Origin of the sequence: Anabaena sp. CCY 9910, assembly GCF_963920875.1 — a bacterium.
In the GTDB taxonomy this organism is placed as follows: domain Bacteria; phylum Cyanobacteriota; class Cyanobacteriia; order Cyanobacteriales; family Nostocaceae; genus Trichormus; species Trichormus variabilis.
Map to the genome: position 1 here is coordinate 124,704 of NZ_CAWUDJ010000009.1, position 21,796 is coordinate 146,499.

16 protein-coding genes are annotated in these 21,796 nt (G+C 40.4%); 5 read left to right on the top strand and 11 right to left on the bottom strand.

Annotated features, from left to right (window positions below):
- Positions 1-289: 289 nt before the first annotated feature.
- From ACM5QX_RS09965 to ACM5QX_RS09980, 4 genes are all read right to left on the bottom strand, one after another.
- Positions 290-631, bottom strand: a complete 342-nt coding sequence (locus ACM5QX_RS09965; protein WP_414753374.1) for a DUF6464 family protein — start codon at positions 629-631, stop codon at positions 290-292.
- A gap of 236 nt (positions 632-867) precedes the next feature.
- Positions 868-1,308 carry a hypothetical protein gene (locus ACM5QX_RS09970; protein WP_414753375.1) on the bottom strand — a complete coding sequence of 147 codons (441 nt, stop codon included), beginning with the start codon at positions 1,306-1,308 and terminating at the stop codon, positions 868-870.
- A 349-nt stretch (positions 1,309-1,657) separates the two neighbouring features.
- Positions 1,658-2,203 (bottom strand): hypothetical protein, encoded by a 546-nt coding sequence (locus tag ACM5QX_RS09975; RefSeq protein WP_011320448.1) that lies wholly within the window; start codon positions 2,201-2,203, stop codon positions 1,658-1,660.
- A 286-nt stretch (positions 2,204-2,489) separates the two neighbouring features.
- The gene (locus ACM5QX_RS09980; RefSeq protein WP_414753376.1) at positions 2,490-3,842 is read right to left on the bottom strand and encodes an OB-fold nucleic acid binding domain-containing protein; all 1,353 of its coding nucleotides are present in this window, start codon (positions 3,840-3,842) and stop codon (positions 2,490-2,492) included.
- A 451-nt stretch (positions 3,843-4,293) separates the two neighbouring features.
- Between ACM5QX_RS09980 and gatA the strand changes: the two genes are divergently transcribed.
- Positions 4,294-5,751 carry an Asp-tRNA(Asn)/Glu-tRNA(Gln) amidotransferase subunit GatA gene (gatA, locus tag ACM5QX_RS09985; protein WP_414753377.1) on the top strand — a complete coding sequence of 486 codons (1,458 nt, stop codon included), beginning with the start codon at positions 4,294-4,296 and terminating at the stop codon, positions 5,749-5,751.
- A 69-nt stretch (positions 5,752-5,820) separates the two neighbouring features.
- Here gatA and ACM5QX_RS09990 read toward each other — a convergent pair whose 3' ends face one another.
- A complete protein-coding gene (locus ACM5QX_RS09990) occupies positions 5,821-6,699 on the bottom strand; it encodes a helix-turn-helix domain-containing protein (RefSeq protein WP_414753378.1) in 879 nt (292 codons plus the stop codon).
- A gap of 475 nt (positions 6,700-7,174) precedes the next feature.
- On the opposite strand from ACM5QX_RS09990, the gene ACM5QX_RS09995 reads away from it, so the two are divergent.
- The gene (locus ACM5QX_RS09995) at positions 7,175-8,344 is read left to right on the top strand and encodes a glycerophosphodiester phosphodiesterase family protein (RefSeq protein ID WP_414753379.1); all 1,170 of its coding nucleotides are present in this window, start codon (positions 7,175-7,177) and stop codon (positions 8,342-8,344) included.
- Between the two features lie 282 nt (positions 8,345-8,626).
- Here ACM5QX_RS09995 and ACM5QX_RS10000 read toward each other — a convergent pair whose 3' ends face one another.
- From ACM5QX_RS10000 to ACM5QX_RS10010, 3 genes are all read right to left on the bottom strand, one after another.
- Positions 8,627-9,517: a hypothetical protein gene (locus ACM5QX_RS10000; RefSeq protein ID WP_414753380.1), complete on the bottom strand. Its 891-nt coding sequence runs from the start codon at positions 9,515-9,517 to the stop codon at positions 8,627-8,629.
- A gap of 117 nt (positions 9,518-9,634) precedes the next feature.
- Positions 9,635-10,183 carry a DUF6174 domain-containing protein gene (locus ACM5QX_RS10005; protein WP_414753381.1) on the bottom strand — a complete coding sequence of 183 codons (549 nt, stop codon included), beginning with the start codon at positions 10,181-10,183 and terminating at the stop codon, positions 9,635-9,637.
- Between the two features lie 116 nt (positions 10,184-10,299).
- Positions 10,300-11,562, bottom strand: a complete 1,263-nt coding sequence (locus ACM5QX_RS10010; protein WP_414753382.1) for a bifunctional sterol desaturase/short chain dehydrogenase — start codon at positions 11,560-11,562, stop codon at positions 10,300-10,302.
- 509 nt (positions 11,563-12,071) lie between these two features.
- On the opposite strand from ACM5QX_RS10010, the gene ACM5QX_RS10015 reads away from it, so the two are divergent.
- Entirely contained in the window at positions 12,072-13,664 is a 1,593-nt protein-coding gene (locus ACM5QX_RS10015; protein ID WP_414753383.1) for an alkaline phosphatase D family protein, read from the top strand.
- 968 nt (positions 13,665-14,632) lie between these two features.
- Positions 14,633-15,205, top strand: a complete 573-nt coding sequence (locus tag ACM5QX_RS10020) for a hypothetical protein (RefSeq protein WP_414753384.1) — start codon at positions 14,633-14,635, stop codon at positions 15,203-15,205.
- A gap of 9 nt (positions 15,206-15,214) precedes the next feature.
- Here the strand turns inward: ACM5QX_RS10020 and ACM5QX_RS10025 are convergent, their stop codons facing one another.
- The 3 genes from ACM5QX_RS10025 to ACM5QX_RS10035 form a co-directional block, all read right to left on the bottom strand.
- On the bottom strand, positions 15,215-15,382 hold the full coding sequence (locus ACM5QX_RS10025) for a hypothetical protein (RefSeq protein ID WP_185478741.1): 168 nt from the start codon (positions 15,380-15,382) through the stop codon (positions 15,215-15,217).
- A gap of 248 nt (positions 15,383-15,630) precedes the next feature.
- On the bottom strand, positions 15,631-18,033 hold the full coding sequence (locus tag ACM5QX_RS10030) for a filamentous hemagglutinin N-terminal domain-containing protein (RefSeq protein ID WP_414753385.1): 2,403 nt from the start codon (positions 18,031-18,033) through the stop codon (positions 15,631-15,633).
- A 291-nt stretch (positions 18,034-18,324) separates the two neighbouring features.
- Positions 18,325-18,606: a hypothetical protein gene (locus tag ACM5QX_RS10035; RefSeq protein ID WP_414753386.1), complete on the bottom strand. Its 282-nt coding sequence runs from the start codon at positions 18,604-18,606 to the stop codon at positions 18,325-18,327.
- 510 nt (positions 18,607-19,116) lie between these two features.
- Between ACM5QX_RS10035 and ACM5QX_RS10040 the strand changes: the two genes are divergently transcribed.
- Entirely contained in the window at positions 19,117-21,699 is a 2,583-nt protein-coding gene (locus ACM5QX_RS10040; protein WP_414753387.1) for a GAF domain-containing protein, read from the top strand.
- The last annotated feature ends 97 nt before the right edge of the window (positions 21,700-21,796 follow it).

The window sequence follows — 21,796 nt, forward strand, 5'->3', positions numbered from 1 at the left end:
GGTGTGAGGGTGTGAGGGTGTGAGGGTTTAGGGGTGTAGGGGTGTAGGGGTGTAGGGGTGTGAGGGTTTAGGGGTGTGAGGGTTTAGGGGTGTAAGGGTGTAAGGGTGTGAGGGAAACAACTAATAATGAAATCAAGATACCTTATAAATACTGTTCTTCTCTTAGCCCCCATACCCCCATACCCCTATACCCCCATACCCATAAACCCCTATACCCCTATACCCCCATACCCCCATACCCCTATACCCCCATACCCATAAACCCCTATACCCCCATACCCCCATACCCCTATACCCCTATACCCCTATACCCTGTTGAGTTTTCATCACTCATAGGGCATTCATAATAGCGGCAACCCTGACAAGGGCCGCTGGGATTCACAGCACAACGGAGATAGCCAGAACGTGCGTTGAATTTGCAACTGATGTCACCAATTAAGTAACCTACCCCTTCTAAATAATAGCGATCGCTTTCTAAAGGTCTAATATTTTGCTGTATCCGCACCCTAGCAATATTTGTAGCTGCTTGTCTGAGGCGTGAGCGTGTCCGTAATTGGGTTTTACGGATTACCCACAAGGAGAACATGGACGGTAAGAAACCAATGACAATTACTAAAAGTGTTCTTAACACCTTCTCTTAACCTCTTTTTATTTGCACTGCGTGTGTCAGTTGTCAGTTGTCATTCGTCAGTTGCTTTTCATCTGGTTTAATGCCCGTGATTAGCCTAAGAATCCCCGCACGTAGCAACGCGAAGTGCCTGGGAGTGTCAAGATATGACTTCCTTCAGCATAACTGTTACAGCCCAACGGGTAAACATACTAATTAGTCAATAGTCAGTTGCTCATAATTTTCTTTTCCCCCTGCCTTCAATTCCTCATGGGTGGAGATTTTTTCTTTTGTGTGTGCTGGCGGAGTTGTTGCGCTAGTTGTGCCGCTTCTCGCTCGGCTCGAAATAAATCAACTTTTCGGGTTGTCAGAATAAATGATTGATCGGGCTGTTGTTTCACCAAAGGGACACTCACAGGTGAATACTGGCAAATATTGATATATGGGCGATCGCTATTTTCTGTTAAATAATTAATTTGACTATTAATCGTACTAGCTATTGTCTTGAGTTCTAATATCTTTGCCTCTAACTCTATTGCCATCTGGTTGATATGTTGCACAACGGTAATCAAACTCTCCCATCCACTGCTCAGACTTTCCGATTGGGGTTGTAGAGGCACTATGACTTTATTTACTGTTACCTGTGGCAACATTAATGGCAGGGAAATAGTAGTCTTGTAGCTAGGTTCGATTTGTTTCATAAATGTTATCGCCCTCCTACTGAGTTTGCATGGTATTTTTATAACTTAAGTACAATTGTACTATAAAGCGGTAAATTGAGTTCGTCAGTTTGGGGACTTGCAATTAAAAAAATCACTAATCGCTGTGCAAGGATATCCTTCGCTCCTCTGTGTGTTAATCAAAATGTATTGTAGGCGACAAACAAAATTACATACAAATAGGGGCAGATTGCTATACTGTCCCTAACATCCTTTTAATATATTAAGTTTATTGAAGGGAAATTTTTAAAGATATAGAATGCTATTCCGAACTATAGAAAATATCAGCGATCGCCCAAAATCATACAATATTTAAGAATATTAAAAATAACTAAGTTTGATTAATTTGCTTATAGGTTCTACGCCACTTTTCTAGGCTATCTATCGATATAGATTTAGTCGTAACATTTATACTATTTCCTCGCCAATCAATATCCGAATCCGTGGTAAAAACCCCACATTCCAACTGTTCAGAGCGTATGTCCCAATATTCACCAAACCGACTTTTTAAGGTAATTACTTGTTCAAATACCTTATTTCTATGTTTATTTCTGCGTTTTCTTTCTGTTGCGCCTGTTGCTTCTGTATCAATAAATTTTGTCTCAATTAAAAACAGATTACCTTGAAATGTCAGGTAAACAAAATCACATTTACCCAGGTCTGTATAATCGGCAATTGGGGACTTTTCAAACAAGAGCAATTCATAACATGAAGGGAACAAGTTTTGAATATTTAAAAATAAATAAGCCTGCAAAAGAAGTTCCTTATCATAAGGAAAGGCAATCACCCCTTCAAAAAACTGCTTGATGTCCTCCTGAGTTTGGGGTTGAATTTTTTTACAATAGGAAACAAACTTACTCAAATCATTTGCAATCATCAAAATATTAACTCCTTCCCCTAGCTCTTGCCCAAATCCTCATGGCATAAAAAGATACCACTTACTACAGAAAAACATCATCCGCATAAGTAACGAAAAAAACTGTGAAGCCCAAGAATTACTATGTCAATATACTGTTGACGTAGTAGTTTAACTAATATGATTATTTCTCAGTAATACTGAGTACTGAGTAAGATATTCTTTCCCCTACACCTTGTTACTGAGCCTACGACACACTCAAGAACGCAGAGAAGTATTGCTTCTTCTCACTTCCTATTTCATCTCCTCACGAACCACCAATCAGAGGTTTAAGTTGTGCTGGAAATCTCGCATTTTGTAATGCTTGCACGGTAATTCGAGCATCTTGAACACAAAATTGCCAACCTAAGCGCACTAATCGCCGAGAATTCTCAGATTGCACAATTCCAATTATGGGCATTTTGGCTTTTTCTTTATCTCCACATTGTTCTTGCAAAATTGTTTTTAAGCGGTGTAGTTCTTCAATATTGGCTGCTTGTTGAGGCTGAAGTTCTACCATCACCATTTGTACAGTTTCTACTGGCTCTGCATCTTCTACAATTAATTGAGTTTGTTCGTCTCGTCGGTCTACTTTACCCCAAATAATTAATCTGGCATCTACTTGAAGTAAGAAACTAATGCGCTCATAAGTTTTCGGAAAAACTACTGCTTCTGATTGAGATGTTAAGTCTTCAAGTTGCAAAATTGCCATTGCATCGCCTTTCTTTGTCATGACTTTTTTTACACCGTTAAGCATGACAATCACACACAATCTTGTGTCTTCTCGTTGTTCTCCTAGTTGTGAAAGATTAATTGGTGTTAAAAGTGGTGCTACTGACCTTAAAGATTTTAAGGGATGGTCGGACACATAAAATCCTAATAATTCTTTTTCTAAGCGTAATTTTTCCTGTGGGGGATAATCTAGTACAGGTTTAGCTTTAGGAGCAGTTTCAAAGGCATTATTAGCTGTTTTGGTGCTAGTAGAAGAATATCCACCTAATAAATCAAACAGGTTTCCTTGACCACTAGCACGATCTCTCGCACGGGATTGGGCCCAATCATATACTAATTCTAAATCTTGGATTAATTGGTGACGATTCGCTTCAATTTTGTCAAAGGCTCCACAGTAAATTAGTGATTCAAGGGTACGGCGATTAACAGCACGCAAGTCTACGCGATCGCAGAAATCAGCTAATGATTTAAACTCTCCTGTTGTGTCTCTTGCTTCTAAAACTGAGGCGATCGCATTCTGTCCTACGTTTCTCACAGCCGAAAACCCAAATAATATCTTACCTGCGACTGGAGTAAAGTCTACACCTGAGCGATTGATGTCCGGCGGTTCTATCTGAATATTCATGCTTAGACAGGTAGAAATATATTTCTGCACCTTGTCTGTATCGTTGCTGTTAGCCGTCAGCAACGCCGCCATATATTCCAATGGATAATTAGCTTTGAGATATGCAGTTTGATAAGTAACATATCCATAAGCTGTGGAATGGGATTTATTGAAACAATTAGAAGCTATTAAGCCATTTTTGACGAAAAAATTGTGATCACGTTCAACCCCAATGTCATAGACATTTTCTACACCCAAAAACTTACGGCTTGCTATTTTTATCATCTATTTATACCTCAAAATAATTTGCTAGTTAAGCAATTAATTTCTATATTTAGCTAAAATTTAACTTTTACTAAAATCCATCTTATATAATTTATTGGCGAGTGAACACTGCTATAGCCTTACACCACAATAGCTAAAATTATTAGCCAATTATTCAGCAATTTCTTACTATTTTTTGTTAAATTTTAAATAAACACTAAAAATACGGTTATTACACACCTATTTGCTGTTTCTTTCATTAAGAATTGGGTAAAGGGAGCAGAGAGAAGTCCGAGCGGAGGCTTCCTCTGATCGGAACTTCGGAGGGAGTAAGGAGAGGAATTAATGTACAGACGTTGTATACAACGTTTCTTATATTGACAACTGACCACTGACAATTGGCAACTGACCATTGACCAATCCCGCACGATATGTACTAAAATCAATGACTTGAGTCACTAAGAGAGCAATCATGGCATCCATCCGCGAGTTGCACGAACAGCTAGTTAAAAAAGAACGTTCTGCCGTTGAAATTACCCAAGAAACTTTAGACCACATTCAAGAGCTAGAGCCAAAGCTGCATAGTTTCTTACACATCACGGCACAGCAGGCGTTAGAACAGGCTCGTGCTGTGGATGCCAAAATAGCAGCAGGCGAGGAAATTGGGCTACTGGCGGGGATTCCTATCGGTGTTAAGGACAATATGTGTACCAAGGGAATCCCCACCACCTGTGCTTCGCGGATTCTGGAAAATTTTGTGCCGCCTTATGAGTCAACTGTGACACAAAAACTGCTAGATGCAGGGGCTGTAGTGGTTGGTAAAACCAATTTAGATGAATTTGCAATGGGCAGTTCTACTGAAAATTCTGCCTATCAAGTGACAGCTAATCCTTGGGATTTATCGAGAGTTCCTGGCGGTTCTTCTGGTGGTTCAGCTGCGGCTGTGGCGGCGGAAGAATGTGTGGTAGCGCTGGGTTCGGATACCGGTGGTTCCATTCGTCAACCAGCTTCTTTTTGTGGTGTGGTAGGACTCAAACCTACCTATGGTCTAGTTTCCCGTTATGGTTTGGTAGCTTATGCTTCATCCCTGGATCAAATTGGCCCCTTTGGGAAGTCAGTAGAAGATACAGCGATATTATTAAAGGCGATCGCAGGTTACGATCCCAAAGATTCCACCAGTCTCAAAGTGGAAATCCCTGACTATGTAGCCAGTTTAAAACCAGACCTCAAAGCCAGAGGTAAACTCAGAATTGGCGTAATCAAAGAAACTTTTGGCGAAGGTTTAGATTCTGTTGTTGAACAAGCGGTTACTAAAGCGATCGAACAATTACAACGTCTAGGTGCAGAAATTCACGTAATTTCCTGTCCCAACTTCCGTTATGGCGTACCTAGCTATTACATCATTGCTCCATCAGAAGCATCAGCCAACCTAGCCCGCTACGATGGCGTAAAATATGGCTGGCGTGCGCCGGAAGGAGACAATTTACTGTCTATGTATAAGCGTACCCGCGCCACTGGCTTCGGTGCAGAAGTCAAGCGACGAATCATGATTGGTACTTACGCTCTTTCGGCAGGCTATTACGATGCTTATTATCTCAAAGCCCAAAAAGTACGTACTTTGATTAAGCAAGACTTTGAAAATGCCTTCAAAAATGTTGATGTGTTAGTATCCCCAACTGCTCCCACTACAGCATTTAAAGCGGGAGAAAAAACTGCTGACCCCATCAGTATGTACTTAAACGACTTGATGACTATTCCCGTTAACTTGGCTGGTCTTCCAGGTTTAAGCCTCCCCTGTGGTTTTGATGAGCAGGGATTACCAATTGGACTACAACTAATTGGCAAAGTACTACGAGAAGACCAACTACTACAAGTAGCTTACGCTTATGAACAGTCCACTAGTTGGCATCTAAGTCAGCCCAAAATTTAGTCAAGAGTCAAGAGTCAAGAGTCCATAGTCAAAAATTTGAAACGTTAATTCTTAACTATGGGCTAATAACTACTGACTAACAACCTCTGGAGTATATGTTACTTCTTTGACAATACCATTACTGCCCAGGGGTTCTGCTGGCTTCTCGTTGACGGAAATTAGTACAGCCCCTGCATTACCAGAACGTACAGTTAGCTGTTTTTTTGCTGTCCATGTTCGGCGATCGCCTTTGGTTAATTCCCCAACAAATTCTGTCTTACCATCGGCTTTTACTTGTAACCATGAATTACCTTGCAGTTCTAACGTCACTGCAACGGCTGAATTAGCATTATTTTCATTACCAGGTGTGGCTGATGGTGTGGTCGTAGAACTATCGCCTAAAGCTGCTGGGGTAGACGATGATGGTGAATTTTTCGAGTCTGAAACTATTGATTCTGGTGATTCTGGTGTTTGAGCCTGGGGTGTAACTGTCAAGGGTGAAGGCTCGGCTTGTTTTGGGGTAGTCGTTTCTGAGTCTTGTTTATTTGCCAGAGATTGAGTGATTAATTTGGGATTGAGTACATAAATCAGTCCAACCGCCGCAACTGCTAGCAATAAAACGTAAGGGACAAACAAAGGAATACGAATTTTTGGTCTTTGTTTTATCTGTTCCTTGTCATCACGGTGGGATTCTTGAATTGCAGATTCACCATTGACACTAAAACTTTTCGCCAACGCCTGTCCATCCAAACCCAATATATCTGCATAGCGACGGATAAATCCTTGGATGTAAACAGGTTCAGGTAGTTCAGCAAACTTCCCTGCATCTAAAGATTGTAAGAAATATAGTCTAATATTTGTTTTAGCAGCTACTTCTTCTATACGTATACCTTTCTCTTGTCTTACCTGTAATAGATATTTACTTATTTCCTTAAGTTGTTGTTCTTGGGCCTCATTTAATAGGTTCACTGTCTTCTCCTAGTATGAGTTAATGTTTACTATCTCGCAGTGAGACTACTTGAGTACGGTCAATATTGTTACTAATTTATGAATAAATTTTTGTAGTCCGTCTAATTTTAATGCCAAATTCCAGTTAAAGAATCTTAATCTCTATTGCTGAGTCAAAAACTATGTGGTTTTTGGGAAATTTTTTGACAATAGCATCATACTGTACTGTTATTCGTCATAGGATTACCATCCTGAGCTACCTCTGTTGAGAATAATAGCAGCGATCGCCTGTTGTGCTATTGATCCTCTCAAACTCTGACATAAGTCCTCATCCTTAAAACAGACATAATCAGTGTTTAACTAGGCTTTAACGCTTGGTTCCTACCTTAATACAAGTGTTTTCACAGAAAAAACTTCAGTAGCTCAAAGTCCCTACCCACAGCGCTTGAGTTATTTTCAGCAATTTTTTGTAACCAAATATTTGTGAGGAGAAATCATGCGACATTTCTTTGGAGCATTTTTGCTAGGAATGGCTACACTAACAGTTATGCCAACAGAAAAAGTCCTAGCAGGAACCTTGACGGGTCAACAGCCTATTGTTATTGGACACCGGGGAGCTAGCGGTTATCGTCCAGAACATACATTAGCAGCTTATGAACTAGCCATTCAAATGGGTGCTGATTATATTGAACCTGATTTAGTTGCCACTAAAGACGGTGTTTTAGTCGCGCGTCACGAAAACGCTTTAGCAATTTTGAATGCTGATGGTACGCTCAATCTCACAGATACCAGCACAGATGTTTATGAGCGTCTACAGTTTGCAGACCGCAAAACCACTAAAGTCATTGATGGACGTTCTATTACAGGCTGGTTTACAGAAGACTTTACCCTAGCTGAATTGAAAACTCTCCGCGCCATAGAGAGAATTCCTGGTATCCGTCCAGAGAATACTCAATATGACAGACAGTTTGAAATTCCTACTTTGCAAGAAGTCATCGATTTAGCCAAAGCACAAAGCGCAGCCTTGGGACGGACTATTGGCATTTATCCTGAAACTAAGCACCCGACTTATTTTGATTCCATTGGTTTATCAATGGAAGAAATTTTGGTGAGCGTTTTAAATGCCAATGGATACGTTGATGAAACTGCGCCAGTTTACATTCAATCGTTTGAAGTTAGCAATTTAAAAGACCTCAATCAATTAACTAACGTCTCTTTGGTACAACTAATTAATCCTAGTGGAAGACCTTATGATTTTGTAGTTAATGGAGATTCTCGGCTTTACAGGGATTTAATTACACCTTTAGGTTTAGCAGAAATCGCTACCTATGCTAATGGAATAGGAGCCAATAAAAACTTAATTATTCCTAGAGATAGTCAAGGTAATTTATTGTCGCCCACAACTTTAGTTGATGATGCTCATGCAGCCGGCTTAATTGTTCATGCTTGGACTTTCCGCGATGAAAATGTTTTCTTGCCAACAAACTTACAAGGAAATCCCCAAGAAGAGTATAAGCGATTTTATCAAACAGGTATAGACGGTTTATTTAGCGATAATCCAGACACAGCTTTTGCGGTGCGCTCTACCTTAGTTCCCGAACCCGGTACAATCTTTGGATTAGGTTTTGTGCCACTGTTAGGATGGTTATTTCGTCGTCGTAAGTAAGTGAAACAATGATTAAATAGCTTGTAGTCAGCACTTTATTTCTTATTTTTTTAGTACTAAAGTGCTGACTACAAAGCCAGAAATAAAAACTCCACCCACAAGGGGATGGAGTTTTGTCAGTAGTCAGTGGTCAGTAGTCAGTAGCAAAGATATGTAGAAACCACCCACAAGGGGTTGGGGTATTAGACCAGATCCTTTCAACAACTAACAACTGACACGCGTAAAGCCTTCGGCATAGCTCCGCTTAACGCGCAGCGTCCCGTAGGGAAGCTTAATAAAAACTTATCTGGCTAGCCATAAAGCCGCATTCAGAACAAAAGCTTGAATATCTTCTAAAGCACGAGGCTCTAATTTCATGCCATTTCCCGGTGGTTCATCGACAAAAGAAGGGCAACCTTTTTCTATGTCCCAATTGTAATCAACAAAATGATGAAAACTAGAAGTAGCGATCGCCCTACCCAGTCTATTTTTCTCTGTATCTGTATGGTGTTCCGTTGCAACAATCAAGTTAAAGTTGCGATGAGTAACTAGACTTTTTCCCAATGCAATTACTTGGGAATTTAAATTATTGGGTTTGACTCCAATACCACCTTCATGGGGATGAGACGGGAAAAATTCAATTAAGCCAGAAGGTGAATTAGGGTTATGTAAGAGTTCATGGACTGGTTCTACAGGAATGATTTTTTGATAGTCTCCATTAGCGCCAGAATGGTAGTTAGGCCAGGAAATATACGTTGTATGTGGATCATCACGACTCCAACGGGAATCGTCAGGGTCGGGATTTTTGGTATTAAAATAATGAACATCACCAATATCAATTAAACCGCACATAGAGCAGCCCATATCTTGATGGTCTCGTGTTGTGAGAATTCCCCCGCCCCGTTTTCTAAAAGCGTTAATTCCAGCAATATCTTTGTCTGTTAAACCATCACCAGTATCTAGAGCAAATAGCCAGAGTTCATCAAAATCTGACTGATCTAGTGTCCCTAAAATAGGATCATTTCCGTCGGCATCAGAGGAGCGATCGCGTGATAAAACTGTAAATAATGGTTTTCCTGATTCATCTTGAATAGATTTTAAATAATTCTGCAATAGAGAAAAACGAAAGATACTCCAGTCATCTTCAGTTGAGGCGATCGTTGTTTGTAAAAGAATGCGAATTGGTTCTGCCATAAATTTTTATAGTGAATTTTTGTACCAATATACTCATGGCGATGAATACTTGCATTAATCTACAACAAATTTCCTCCAAATACCAAAAGATGACTAAATAAGCACAAATCCTCACACTTATGGAATTACTTCAAAATTCTCAATTGTGAGAAATAATTCTTCATCAGCTATTTGACTGTTGTAATCAATATTAATTTGAGTGGGATAACCAAATTTATGGTTGTAACTGATATCTAAACTAAATGCTTGACTTTGAATAGCATTTTGAATCACGTTAAACAGTTTAGGAATTGTATTGTATTTTTGAAAAAATTGCGGATTCACTGCTTGCCCAGGATTCACAGCAGTAATGGAAGTTGTCTGACCATTGCGGACTTCAATGACTACTGGCCCTCTAGCTTCAGGTATACAAAAACAGCTATTACTCAAAGTATATCGATAGTTGGAAATATTTTTGCTATTCCACAATCTGCGATTAAAAATTAATTGCCTTGAATTTAAGTTATGACGTGCTGATAATAGTTCTATCTGCACTATTGATTCAGACATAGCTGGGAGATTCACGCTCAAAGATAGAAGAAATCCCAAGCCAACAGTAGTAAATAAACGCATATAGTTGTTGATGAAGTCAATGTGATTCACTAAAGATATATCCAATGAACTCATGGGAGTACAACTATATTTTTAAATAAATTGTTTAAATTCAATTTATTTTTTGATTAAAACTCATTCAAAACCCCGATTTAAAAACTTCGGGGTTCCTGTTTCTCATGAGTTAAAAATTAAGATGCTAAGTTCTGGTTTTTGGCTGTCTTACTAAAAATTTTGTAGTACAACCAAGTACTAATTTCTTTCAATGGAAAAAAGACATAAGTAAGAGGATTAATCGTCACGATAATATTGCGGAAATCTCGGCGTGCCAAAAACAAAATCCCATAAGCTACTTGCTGTGGTGACATCACTCCATAGGGATTGAGTTGACTTTTAAAGGGGCCTAGAATTAATTTGCGAATTACACAGTCCCCATCCAAGCGCTTGAGAGTCACTAGATTTCCTAATGTACGTTTGCTCAGTTCATAAAGCGGACTCAGGGCCGGAGAGGCTTCCGCCTCAGAAGTATTCACCCAAATTTCTTTGGTTGCTTTTGCTTGTGGCCCCTTGACTGTAGTTAAAAATATATCCATCAACCGCAATGCAGAAAAAGTATTTACTTCATAAGAAGAGTTAATTGCTTCTGGTGTGCGACTGGTGTAAACATTAATTCCGTGGTTGATAATCAAAATATCTACTTTTTCTAAACTGGCTTTAAGTGCGGCTTCATTACCTAACTCCCAAGCAATTACCTTGAAACTACCATCGCTTGGTAATTTATCTGGATTAGTAGTTAAAGCCACAACCTTGGCATTCTGCTGAAGCAATTGCGCCGTCAATGCTTGCCCTAAAGCACCAGATGCACCAGTCAGCGCCACAGTTTTACCCTTGAGAGATAGTCCTGTTCCCAAAATTTTATCTACTAAGGAAAATACACCACTATAATAAGCGTCAACATCATCAAAATGGTGTCGCCAATGGTACGACCGATTTACCCACCAAACAGAAGGAATTGCCTCTAATGGGCCTGGTAGGTGATTATAATCTGTGTCGATTGTCCCTTGGAAATATCGCAGGGATGCGCCAAACAGAAAGCTACAAGCATAGGCTACTCCCAGCCACAACCCAATTTGTTGCACAAATAAGGCAATTACCGTTAATAGAACTACTAATAGGCTTGATTCTAAAATATCGTGATAGAGTTGGGACTCTTGGTAAGCTTTGAGCGAAACTATCGACAAATCCCGGCGATATGCTGCATGATGCTTGTTGTGCCATTTACTGAGCCAATTGACTTGGTGACACAAGGCATGGTAGCTGTCCCTCAATATCTCTGCTAGCAGTAGAGAGAGCAATCCCCAGATTGCAAACTGCCAGCAGGTATTTACTAGGGTTCCATCAATTTTTACTCTAGTCAAAATTTCAGTTAAGCTTTCAGCCAATATCGGTATCATGTTTTTACGCGTGTTACTTGTCTTAATGTTTGTTCATATTGTGATCAGAATAAATTAAGGCAGAGTTACAAAGCAAATTCAATTGGCTGTGTCAGTCTTTTTTGTGGGTGTGATGGGCGCACTCAACTTTCCACACGGTTCACCCATAATATCAGTGATAATCCGCTAGTCTCTACTAATATGCAGTATCTCATAACACAAGGATACTTGAATATCCTGATATAGCTATAGTCAGGGTACGCAAGCTATTTTTTAAAAATTAAACCTGAATCATCAGATTTTACAAACCAAACTCATTAAAAACCTTCCTACCCCCACAAAAAGATGGGGGTATTTTTATTTCCATTAATTGTTCGTTAGGTAATTGTGAATAAATACTTATTGTAATATTAATAACTTCTTAAGCCTTAATTAAACGCAAGTTGATAATCAATTTTGTTAACAACTAGATGACCATTATCTAGGTTTTTTATTCCCTTTTTATTCTATAAATCTCAACAAGGATTTTTATGGAGCGTGTTCATTTACATCGCTTGCTGTCCTCTCACGCAAAGCGACGACATTTTCTGCTGGGTGCTGGGACATTGACTGCAAGTGCCATAGCCAGTCTTTGGACTCATAAAGTTGCCGCCAAGTCAAGATTCTCAGCCTATCCCTTCAGCCTTGGTGTTGCTTCTGGTGATCCTTTACCAGATAGCGTAATTTTATGGACAAGGCTAGCTCCAGACCCTTTAAATGGTGGTGGAATGCCGCCCGTAAACGTACCAGTACGGTGGCAGATTGCTGCGGATGAAAATATGAGAAAAGTTGTGCTACGGGGCGTGACATTGGCAACCCCCCAATTAGCGCATTCTGTCCATGTCAATGTGCGTGGCTTACAGCCTGACCGTTGGTACTGGTATCAGTTTACAGTGGGTAGTGAAGATAGTCCCATTGGTCGTACCCGGACTGCTCCAGCAATTGGCTCTAGGTTGAATCAGCTCAACTTTGCGTTTGTTACTTGCCAAAAATGGGAGGATGGTTACTATTCTGCTTATCGTCACCTAGCCCAAGAAGATTTAGATTTAGTTTTCCACTTGGGTGACTATATTTACGAATACGGCATATCTGCCAACGGTGGTGTGCGTAATGTATCTTTACCCAGTGAGTTTAGAAAAGAAACAAATACGCTAGAGCAATACCGCCTGCGATATGCTCTCTATAAAACTGACCCAGATTTACAAAAAGCTCACGCCTTATTTCCCTTTTCCGTCACCTGGGACGACCACGAGGTTGAGAATGACTACACTGATAACCTTTCGGAAAACAACGATCCAGTGGCTAAGTTTCTGCAAAGGCGTGCAGCTGCTTACCAGGCTTATTATGAGCATATGCCACTGCGGGAATTTTCCATACCACAGGGGCCAGATATGCCGATTTACCGTCGATTGACCTTTGGTAATCTAGCTGAGTTTAGCGTCCTTGATACCCGCCAGTACAGGAGTGATCAGCCATGTACTGATGGTGAAACACCCCGTTGCCCAGCAGCGTTAGATCCTGCAAAAACTATGCTCGGTACTCAGCAGGAACGTTGGTTGCTAGACGGTCTTGACCGTTCTCAAGCACGTTGGAACATACTTGCCCAACAGGTGTTGATGGCAGAGCTAGATCATAAAATTGGGTCAGGTGAAATTTTTTGGAACGACTCGTGGGATGGATACCCTCTCGCACGTAACCGTGTTTTAAATCACATCGCTAACCGTAGGATTTCTAATCCAGTGGTGATTACTGGGGATTGGCATTCTACATTTGCTAATGACCTCAAGCTGGACTTTAAGGCTACTAACTCTCCTACAGTAGCTACAGAGTTTGTAACTCCGTCAATTTCTAGCAATGGTGATCGGAATGTTTACGGCCCCTACTACGGCCCGATGATTCCAGAAAACCCACACATCAAATTTTTTGACGGCGATCGCCGGGGCTATTTCCGCGTTAACCTTAACTATGATCGCTGGCAAACTGATCTGCGTATCGTCACGACTGTGAGTCGTCCAGATGCACCTGTATACACTTTTGCTTCGTTTGTTGTTGAGAATGGTCGCCCAGGTGTTCAAAGTGCATAAGGCGCAAAGGGCATTGTTGCAAGTGTGATGAAACTTTTGTGTACTCAAATACTTGAGTATTTGATACCGTTTCTTGATGAAGATGCACTTTATTCTGTACTGTAGAGACGTTGCAAGCAACGTCTCTACACCATTTATTTGGCGCAGCTTCATATTAATTTGGTATGAGTATTTGAGTATTTAAATATAATCCAAAAAACAACGATCGCCGCTACTAATAGAACTTAATTTTTATCTTTATTACTTTGTCTGCGATCGCCAGAACTGCAAGCTAAAATCCCCCGTCAGTTTTCCGAAAATGATGTAGCAGGAGTCATGGTGGAAATGGTGAGAACGCTACCAGAAAATCTTTTGAAAGAGTGGAGAAATCAATCTAACACCAATCAAAACGCAGTTTGTGCAAAGCTGCGTTGGTCAACAACTCAAATCTTCAGTTAGAGGAGGAGGTAATTAACTTAGGACTTACGCACCCAGATTTTCTGTTGAGACCGGGTGTAGGGGTGTATGGATTTAAAACATTTACTTTGAATTGTTAATTTTGCAAAATCGGGTAAATCAACACAACCAACAGCCTTAGCAAAGCTCGCCGTAGACAGTCAGTCGAGCAAGACTAAGTTTAAACTCTTACTAAAAAATGTTACCTAAACTTTAACTTCCCGGACGTGGATCTATCTTTGAGAGATAATAAAAATATAGGGGCAGTGAGGATAAATTCACAATTAAACTCTGCTTCTATGAATTTGTTCCATACCTCATCAGACCTGATAGGAGCTACAAACAGAGGTGTACAATGACTCACGATTTTCCGATATATGACCCCAATACCTACCTGATTTTCAAAATCAGTATGCTAGTTTTAATGCTGCTTGTATTGTTGATAATTTCCGCAGCCCCAGCTATTTAGAAATAACTTAATTCCATCTCAATTATCCCTATTGCCCCAATTTCTATGAAGTTGGGATGAGATTATGCTAAACAGAAGCAGTCTCACACAAAAGCTGGTAATCTTTACCGCTTTGTTAAGCATTGGGCTAGTTTTTCATCAGCAAGTTAAAGAACCACAAAGACTATTTCAGTTAAATTCCCACTTGTGGGTATCAGAGAAGAAAGTTAATATTGCAAATTTAGCAGATGGCAGCTACCAGTTTTGTAGCCAACCTGATCCTCAAGATTGGCGAGATGGTGCAGGTGTTTGTGCCAATTTTCACAAAACTGCACATCACTTTAATGGCTATTATGGCTATCCCCACTCAGACAACTTTATTTGTATTAGAGGAAATATCAAAGGTAATTTGATTGTAGGTGAAGCGTTATCTATATTATGGACTGATGAGCAGCAAAATAATATATCTACATCTGCATTTAAGTGGGATTCAGAGGAGCGATTGACATTAAGCCAAGGTAATTTGATTAGTACTGCCAATCATGCGGATGCTGTGCAGTGGATTATTTATCGCCAAGCTTTACTAAATCTTGAGGGATTTTATCAATACAACCGCCCTCGGATGACACCTGTATCTCAACTATGTCAGTGGAAGTGAAATCATCAATTAACTAGCGTGGTTCCAGTCGCTTAACAGCTCATACTCCTGTTTAATTTTTTTAGCTTTACGTAAAGGTACTCTAGGAGTGCCGATATCCATACTCATAAAAGATTGTTGTCTTTTTTTGTCCGATTTTTTAGCTGGTTTAGGGCAAATAGTCTGTGTAGTTGTCATTTTTGGATAAATCCTTGATATAAACCGAGAATTCAGTTTATATCAACAATTTCAAAACGGCAAATATCCCATAGACATAGCTTTTGGTTATATTTTTTAACCTATTAGTATATTTTGCAATGGTGTGTCGGTGGTCAGTTGTCATTTGTCAGTTGAGATCCATTGTCTCAACCCACGAAGGTGGAATCTGATTTTCTGTATTACGTAGGCGTAAGCCTTTCCTGGGAAACGTAACGCGATAATACAAATTACGAATTACAAGCACTAGTTTTTTGCCAAGAATTAGGGGATTTTGTATTAGGTGTATTCACTGTGAGAACAACTTCACCTTGAGGGCTGATTACCCATCCCGTAGCTTCCACGATATTAGTTTGGGTTGGAGTAGAGATGCTTTTGCTGATAGGAGTATTGGGGATGTTTTCTACATTACTCACAGCTACCCAATCTGTAAGGACAGCATCAGAATAAAGGAGTTCATTAGGGTTGTTTGGCAAACCACCGCGCCCGGTGATGGTAAAACTGTCTTGATTGCGTCCTGCGACTGCTTGACAGACTTGGGCTAACCGGGGTTCAACAGGTTGCGTTGGTAAATTAATTAGTCCTTGGTCGGGTTGAACTTCTGGGGTATTGATTTCGACTGTACCGTTTAGCCCAAATTCAGAACTGGCTGTGATGTCGTTGGTCAGTGGACTCTCTTTTTCTCGAAACTCTATGCCAAAAACGCTAAAGGCATTGATGCTAACGTTACCACCTTGACCTTTAAAAGCATTAGCTGTAATGTTGCTATCTTCACCAGGAACGGCAACGATAAAGCCATTGGGGATATTAATGAGAATATTACCGCCATTACCCCTACCCTCAGCATCAGTACCTGCCGTAGTAGATATTGCACTATTGTTGAGTAATAGTAATGAATTCTTTAAATCTAAATTAATATTACCGCCATTACCTAATGTAGTTTCAGCAACTAGTTTCCCCTTTTCATCTAGATGGATTTCGTCGGCTTTAATGTCTAAATTGCCAGCATCTCCGCCTTTTAATGCACTCACAGTTACTTGAGCCTGATCTCGCACAATTAACTTACCTGTTGTTATGGATAAAGACCCCGCGTTCCCGCTTCCTCGACTGCGAGCAAATAAGCCACTAGTATCTACTCCATTGGGTGCTATTCCACTCAATTCTATTAAGTCAGAAGCGTTGATTATCAGACTACCACCGTTACCTTGACTATTTGGCTGAGTTCCCGCTACTATCTGCGCTCCATTCTTGACAATCAATTCTCTTGTATTAATTGTTAAAGAACCTGCATCTCTGCTACTGTAAGTTTGAGCGAATAAGCCAGTAGTGGGTGCTTGAGAAGTTTGTGAACCGTTGAGTTGAATTGAATCTGAAGCTATTACTTTGATCTTTCCACCAAGACCCTGACTACCCATACGAGTACTAGCTGCTATCTGGCCTCCATTCTCAACAATTAAGTTTTTTGTTTCAATTTCTAAGTTACCTGCGGAACCTTTACCAAAAGACTCAGCAAGTAACGCACTGGGAAATACGCGTTCGCCCGTTGATAGTTTATTCGTAATATATCCGCCTACCAGTACAGATTCAGTTGCTTTTATGACTATGTTTCCTCCAGCGCCGTTGTCATAAGTACTGGCTCTTACATAGGCTTCATCTCGCACAATTAATTGCTCTGCCTGGATAAATATGCCTCTTCCGTTCTTACTTCCTTCAGTATCTGCAACAATTGCTGATTCATCAGTAATATCGACAAGCTTGCCATGCAGATAGACTTTACCACCACCCTCACCAGTCGTAAATAAGATAGCTTGTTTACTAATTGATATATCTGCTGGTAGTACATTATTGGGAAAGTGGAAGGGCTGGTTTTTGTTGTCTAGGTCTAAATTTATGGTTCCTAAGCCCGATATTCCTCCTACCACTATCTGACCATCAAATGCGAGTAAATTTCCGCCATCCACGTTCACATTGCCACCTATTAACGCTAAAGTTTTACCAGGCAGCACTTGTAAAAAATTAGAAAGGCTTTGCTTATTAACTCTAATTCCTGTTCCAGTCCCATTGAATTGCAGTCCAACAGGTACATTAATTGATAATGGAGATGTTGATTGGTGATCTGTTGCGCTAAAAAGTTCACCATCAGTAAACTTGATGGCATTAGCTGTACTCGCTATAAATGAACCACTCAAATTCAATGAAGAATTTGACCCAAAGATGATTCCTTTGGGATTAATTAAGAATAAATTGGCTGAAGAACCGACAGAAGTTTCTATCTTGCCAAAAATCTCAGAAGGGTTATTACCCGTTACCCTGACGAGAATATTTTGAATATTGCTAGGTGACAGAAAGAGGGCTGAACGTTCTGGAGCTACATTGAATTCTTGAAAACTGTGAAACAAATTTTGATTACGAGTCACTCCACCTGTAATTGCTTCAGTCTGATGTCCCTCATAGTTTTTAATAACTTGAGATTGATTATCCCCTAAATTATTATCAGGAATAATTACACTTGGGGTCTGAGCATAGATAGAATCAGCAAAAGCAAAAATTATGCTGATAGTTAAAACACCAGAAGTGGCTACAGTAATAGCTGAATCCCATTGCCAAGAGCAACATTTACCGCTTTGATTCATATGAATTATGTGCCTTTTCAGAAAATTAGTGAATAGGTACTATGTCTTATAAATTTTTCTTCTTGAGAGATTATTTAAAAAGTGCTTCGGCTATAATTTTAAGCACTTACCCCAACCTCATGATTTACCGAAACCAGGCTCTAGCTTCTAGCTCCTAATCTCAAAGAGGTGGATCTCACTAAAACAAGAAACGCTATGATGCACACCAATATTTTATGGAGAAGTGATGAGTCACCTCTCCATTCATCATCCTTGAACAATTTCAATCTGTTATCTTGACCTGAAATTTATTCAAGCAATCTGTGGGCTGTCTGGATTAGATCCTTTTTCAGGCGGTGTAGGATTAGATGCTATCTCCGTCTGATTAGGATTTTCAGTGCCAGGAACGGCAGCTATTTCTGTCCCTGGTGGTGAATTGTGTATACCTGGTTTATTGGGGTCGTCTCGTTTAGGGGGAAAGCCAGAGTCTTGTATATTTAGAAAACTCATGGATAGAGATTTGTGCTTCCAGTCAGATAACATGGCCACTTCATTTTTTTTCAGCGTGCTTACTTGTCCTGATGTGCGATTCATTGTAGATTTTCCTCGTTTCAAATGTAGCAATTAAGCCAATCATAGATAGTTACTTGCTGAGGATTTATATCACACGGCAAATTACAACCTTCGAGTCTATTTTCAGGAACACTGGGTATCACTATGTATATATCCGTAAGCTCTACAATTTTTATGCAAAGTTCAAGGATTTCTTAAATAAATTTATTTACAGTGTTATTTCACTTACAAGATTGGGAACTATAATTTACACGCTACGCCCATAAGTAGAGTCAGTCAAGCTGGTAATAGCTTGATAGTTAAGTATAAATATTAACTTAATGATCTCCTATGCGTGATTATCTATACACTTTTACTGGAAATACAGTAGTTTGTGGATAAGGACTATAAATTAAGCTAAACCAGGAATAGAGCCGGATGACGCTGGCTGAACTACAGATTACACTGTGTGTAATGTCTATCGCTCGTTGCTTTTAGCAACACTTAAATAAATTCTTAAAAGTCTTAATCCTGCTATATCAAAAATTACCTATGTCATTGCAACAGCGTAATTTTGGGGAGACTGGCGATTTGATCCTGGGTACGCAAAACCAAGAGCAAAACTTGCCAGCAACTTCGGCTCCTGTCGGCACACTAGCCCGCAGAAAAGGTACTATTTCTACGTTTCTTGCTCCCTTAACTCAGGATACTTTTAAACAAGTTGTTACAGAAGTCGAGCAAAAACTCCAAATTGTGCATCAAACCCTGTCGATGTTGGATTCTCACGGGTTTGAAAATATCCTGCAAGAGATGTTGCAGTCGATTACTTTAAAAACTGGGGAATTGTTGGGGGCAGATCGGACGACTATATTTTTACTAGATGAAGAAAAACAAGAATTGTGGTCGATTGTCGCCGCCGGAGAAGGCGATCGCTCCCTAGAAATTCGCATCCCCGCCGACAAGGGGATTGCCGGTGAAGTCGCTACTTTTAAACAAGTAGTTAATATACCTTTTGACTTTTATCACGATCCTCGGTCGATATTTGCCCAAAAACAAGAGAAAATCACTGGCTACCGCACATATACAATGCTGGCTTTACCACTACTGAGTGAGCAAGGGCGATTAGTAGCGGTGGTACAGTTACTCAACAAATTAAAACCTTATAGTCCTCCTGATGCAGTACTGGCAGAACGGATTGATAATCATGGTTTTACCAGTGCTGATGAGCAGTTATTCCAAGAATTTGCGCCGTCAATTCGCTTGATTTTAGAGTCGTCACGCTCCTTTTATATAGCGACACAAAAACAAAGGGCGGCGGCGGCGATGATGAAGGCGGTGAAGTCCCTAAGCCAGAGTAGTCTGGATTTGGAAGATACCCTCAAACGGGTGATGGATGAAGCCAAGGAACTGATGAACGCCGATCGCAGTACCTTATGGTTGATAGACCGCGATCGCCATGAATTATGGACGAAAATTACTCAAGATAATGGTTCTACGAGAGAATTGCGCGTTCCCATAGGTAAAGGTTTTGCAGGTATCGTCGCCGCATCCGGTCAAAAACTCAACATCCCTTTTGATTTATACGACCATCCAGACTCGGAAACTGCCAAACAAATCGACCAGCAAAATGGCTACCGCACCTGTAGTTTATTATGTATGCCCGTATTTAATGGCGACCAAGAATTAATCGGTGTGACCCAACTGGTAAATAAAAAGAAAACCGGAGAGTTCCCGCCTTATAATCCAGATACATGGCCAGCAGCGCCCGAATGCTTCCAAGCGAGTTTTGACCGCAACGACGAAGAATTCATGGAAGCTTTTAATATCCAAGCTGGGGTGGCGTTACAAAATGCTCAATTGTTTGCCACAGTTAAGCAACAAGAACAAATGCAACGAGATATTCTGCGGAGTCTTTCTAATGGTGTGATTTCCACAGATAAAGCCGGGACAATTATTGCGGCGAACGAAAGCGCCCAACGTTTGTTGGGGTTGGACTCGGAAGACCGTTTGGAAGGTAAACTCATAAGTGAGGCGATCGCCATTAAAGAAGGCGATTTTAGTAAATGGTGTCAAGATGCCTTACACGGGACAGACCTCAAACGCCGCCAGCAATATTACCCAGACCGCACACTGGTAAGCACTGAAGCAGCACAAAATAGCATTAACTTATCGATTAATACCATTGCCGATGCTAGCGACCCCCAGCAAGTCTGCGGCGCGTTGGTGGTGATGGAAGATATTAGCGATGAGAAACGCCTCAAGAGTACGATGTATCGCTACATGACCCAGGAATTAGCCGAAGAATTACTAAAATTGGATGATGCTAAACTGGGAGGCGATCGCAAGGAAGTTTCCATCCTCTTCTCTGATATTCGCGGCTACACCACTTTGACAGAAAATCTGGAAGCAGAAGAAGTGGTTAGTATGCTGAATGAATATTTTGAGTCGATGGTAGAGGCTGTATTCAAACACAAAGGTACTCTGGATAAATACATCGGTGATGCCATTATGGCTGTGTTTGGTTCGCCTTTGCCCCTAGAAGAACACGCTTGGATGGCTGTAAAAACATCTATAGAAATGCGTCATCGCTTACAGGAATTTAATCAACGGCGTTATGCAGCCAATAAACCCCGCATCAACATTGGTATCGGCATCAATTCCGACACCGTAATTAGTGGCAACATTGGCTCTAGTAAACGTATGGAATTTACAGCCATTGGCGATGGTGTAAATCTGGGTTCCCGCTTAGAAAGTGTGAGTAAGCAGTATGGTTGCGATATTATTCTGAGCGATAATACTTTTAAACCATGCCAAGAAAATATTTGGGCTAGAGAACTAGATTTCATCCGTGTTAAAGGCAGAAATGAGCCAGTATCTATATATGAGTTAATTGGTTTACGTTCTGATCCCATCCCTAGTGAGAAATTGCAGGTAATTGAGCATTATCACAAGGGACGGGAATATTACTTAAACCGCCAGTTTCCCCTAGCAAGAGCCGAGTTTGCTAATGTTTTAGCCGTTGATAAACATGACAAAGCAGCGATGTTGCATCTGCTACGCTGTCAGCATTGGCTACAATCGCCGCCAACCAACTCAGAATGGGACGAAGGGGTGTGGACGTTTCAGGAGAAATAGTCAGTAGTCAGTAGTCAGTAGTCAATAGTCAATAGTCAATAGTCAAAATCAAGGTTTTTGGACTGTGGACTATTGACCACCCTCAGAAGGGTTTTTT

Coding starts and splice junctions, on each gene's coding strand:
- ACM5QX_RS10030 (WP_414753385.1), bottom strand. CDS start 18,033: ATGAATCAAAGCGGTAAATGTTGCTCTTGGCAATGGGATTCAGCTATT.
- ACM5QX_RS10000 (WP_414753380.1), bottom strand. CDS start 9,517: ATGGCAGAACCAATTCGCATTCTTTTACAAACAACGATCGCCTCAACT.
- ACM5QX_RS10015 (WP_414753383.1), top strand. CDS start 12,072: ATGGAGCGTGTTCATTTACATCGCTTGCTGTCCTCTCACGCAAAGCGA.
- ACM5QX_RS09980 (WP_414753376.1), bottom strand. CDS start 3,842: ATGATAAAAATAGCAAGCCGTAAGTTTTTGGGTGTAGAAAATGTCTAT.
- ACM5QX_RS09975 (WP_011320448.1), bottom strand. CDS start 2,203: ATGATTGCAAATGATTTGAGTAAGTTTGTTTCCTATTGTAAAAAAATT.
- ACM5QX_RS10040 (WP_414753387.1), top strand. CDS start 19,117: ATGTCATTGCAACAGCGTAATTTTGGGGAGACTGGCGATTTGATCCTG.
- ACM5QX_RS10035 (WP_414753386.1), bottom strand. CDS start 18,606: ATGAATCGCACATCAGGACAAGTAAGCACGCTGAAAAAAAATGAAGTG.
- ACM5QX_RS10005 (WP_414753381.1), bottom strand. CDS start 10,183: ATGAGTTCATTGGATATATCTTTAGTGAATCACATTGACTTCATCAAC.
- ACM5QX_RS09995 (WP_414753379.1), top strand. CDS start 7,175: ATGCGACATTTCTTTGGAGCATTTTTGCTAGGAATGGCTACACTAACA.
- ACM5QX_RS09970 (WP_414753375.1), bottom strand. CDS start 1,308: ATGAAACAAATCGAACCTAGCTACAAGACTACTATTTCCCTGCCATTA.
- ACM5QX_RS10025 (WP_185478741.1), bottom strand. CDS start 15,382: ATGACAACTACACAGACTATTTGCCCTAAACCAGCTAAAAAATCGGAC.
- gatA (WP_414753377.1), top strand. CDS start 4,294: ATGGCATCCATCCGCGAGTTGCACGAACAGCTAGTTAAAAAAGAACGT.
- ACM5QX_RS10010 (WP_414753382.1), bottom strand. CDS start 11,562: ATGATACCGATATTGGCTGAAAGCTTAACTGAAATTTTGACTAGAGTA.
- ACM5QX_RS10020 (WP_414753384.1), top strand. CDS start 14,633: ATGCTAAACAGAAGCAGTCTCACACAAAAGCTGGTAATCTTTACCGCT.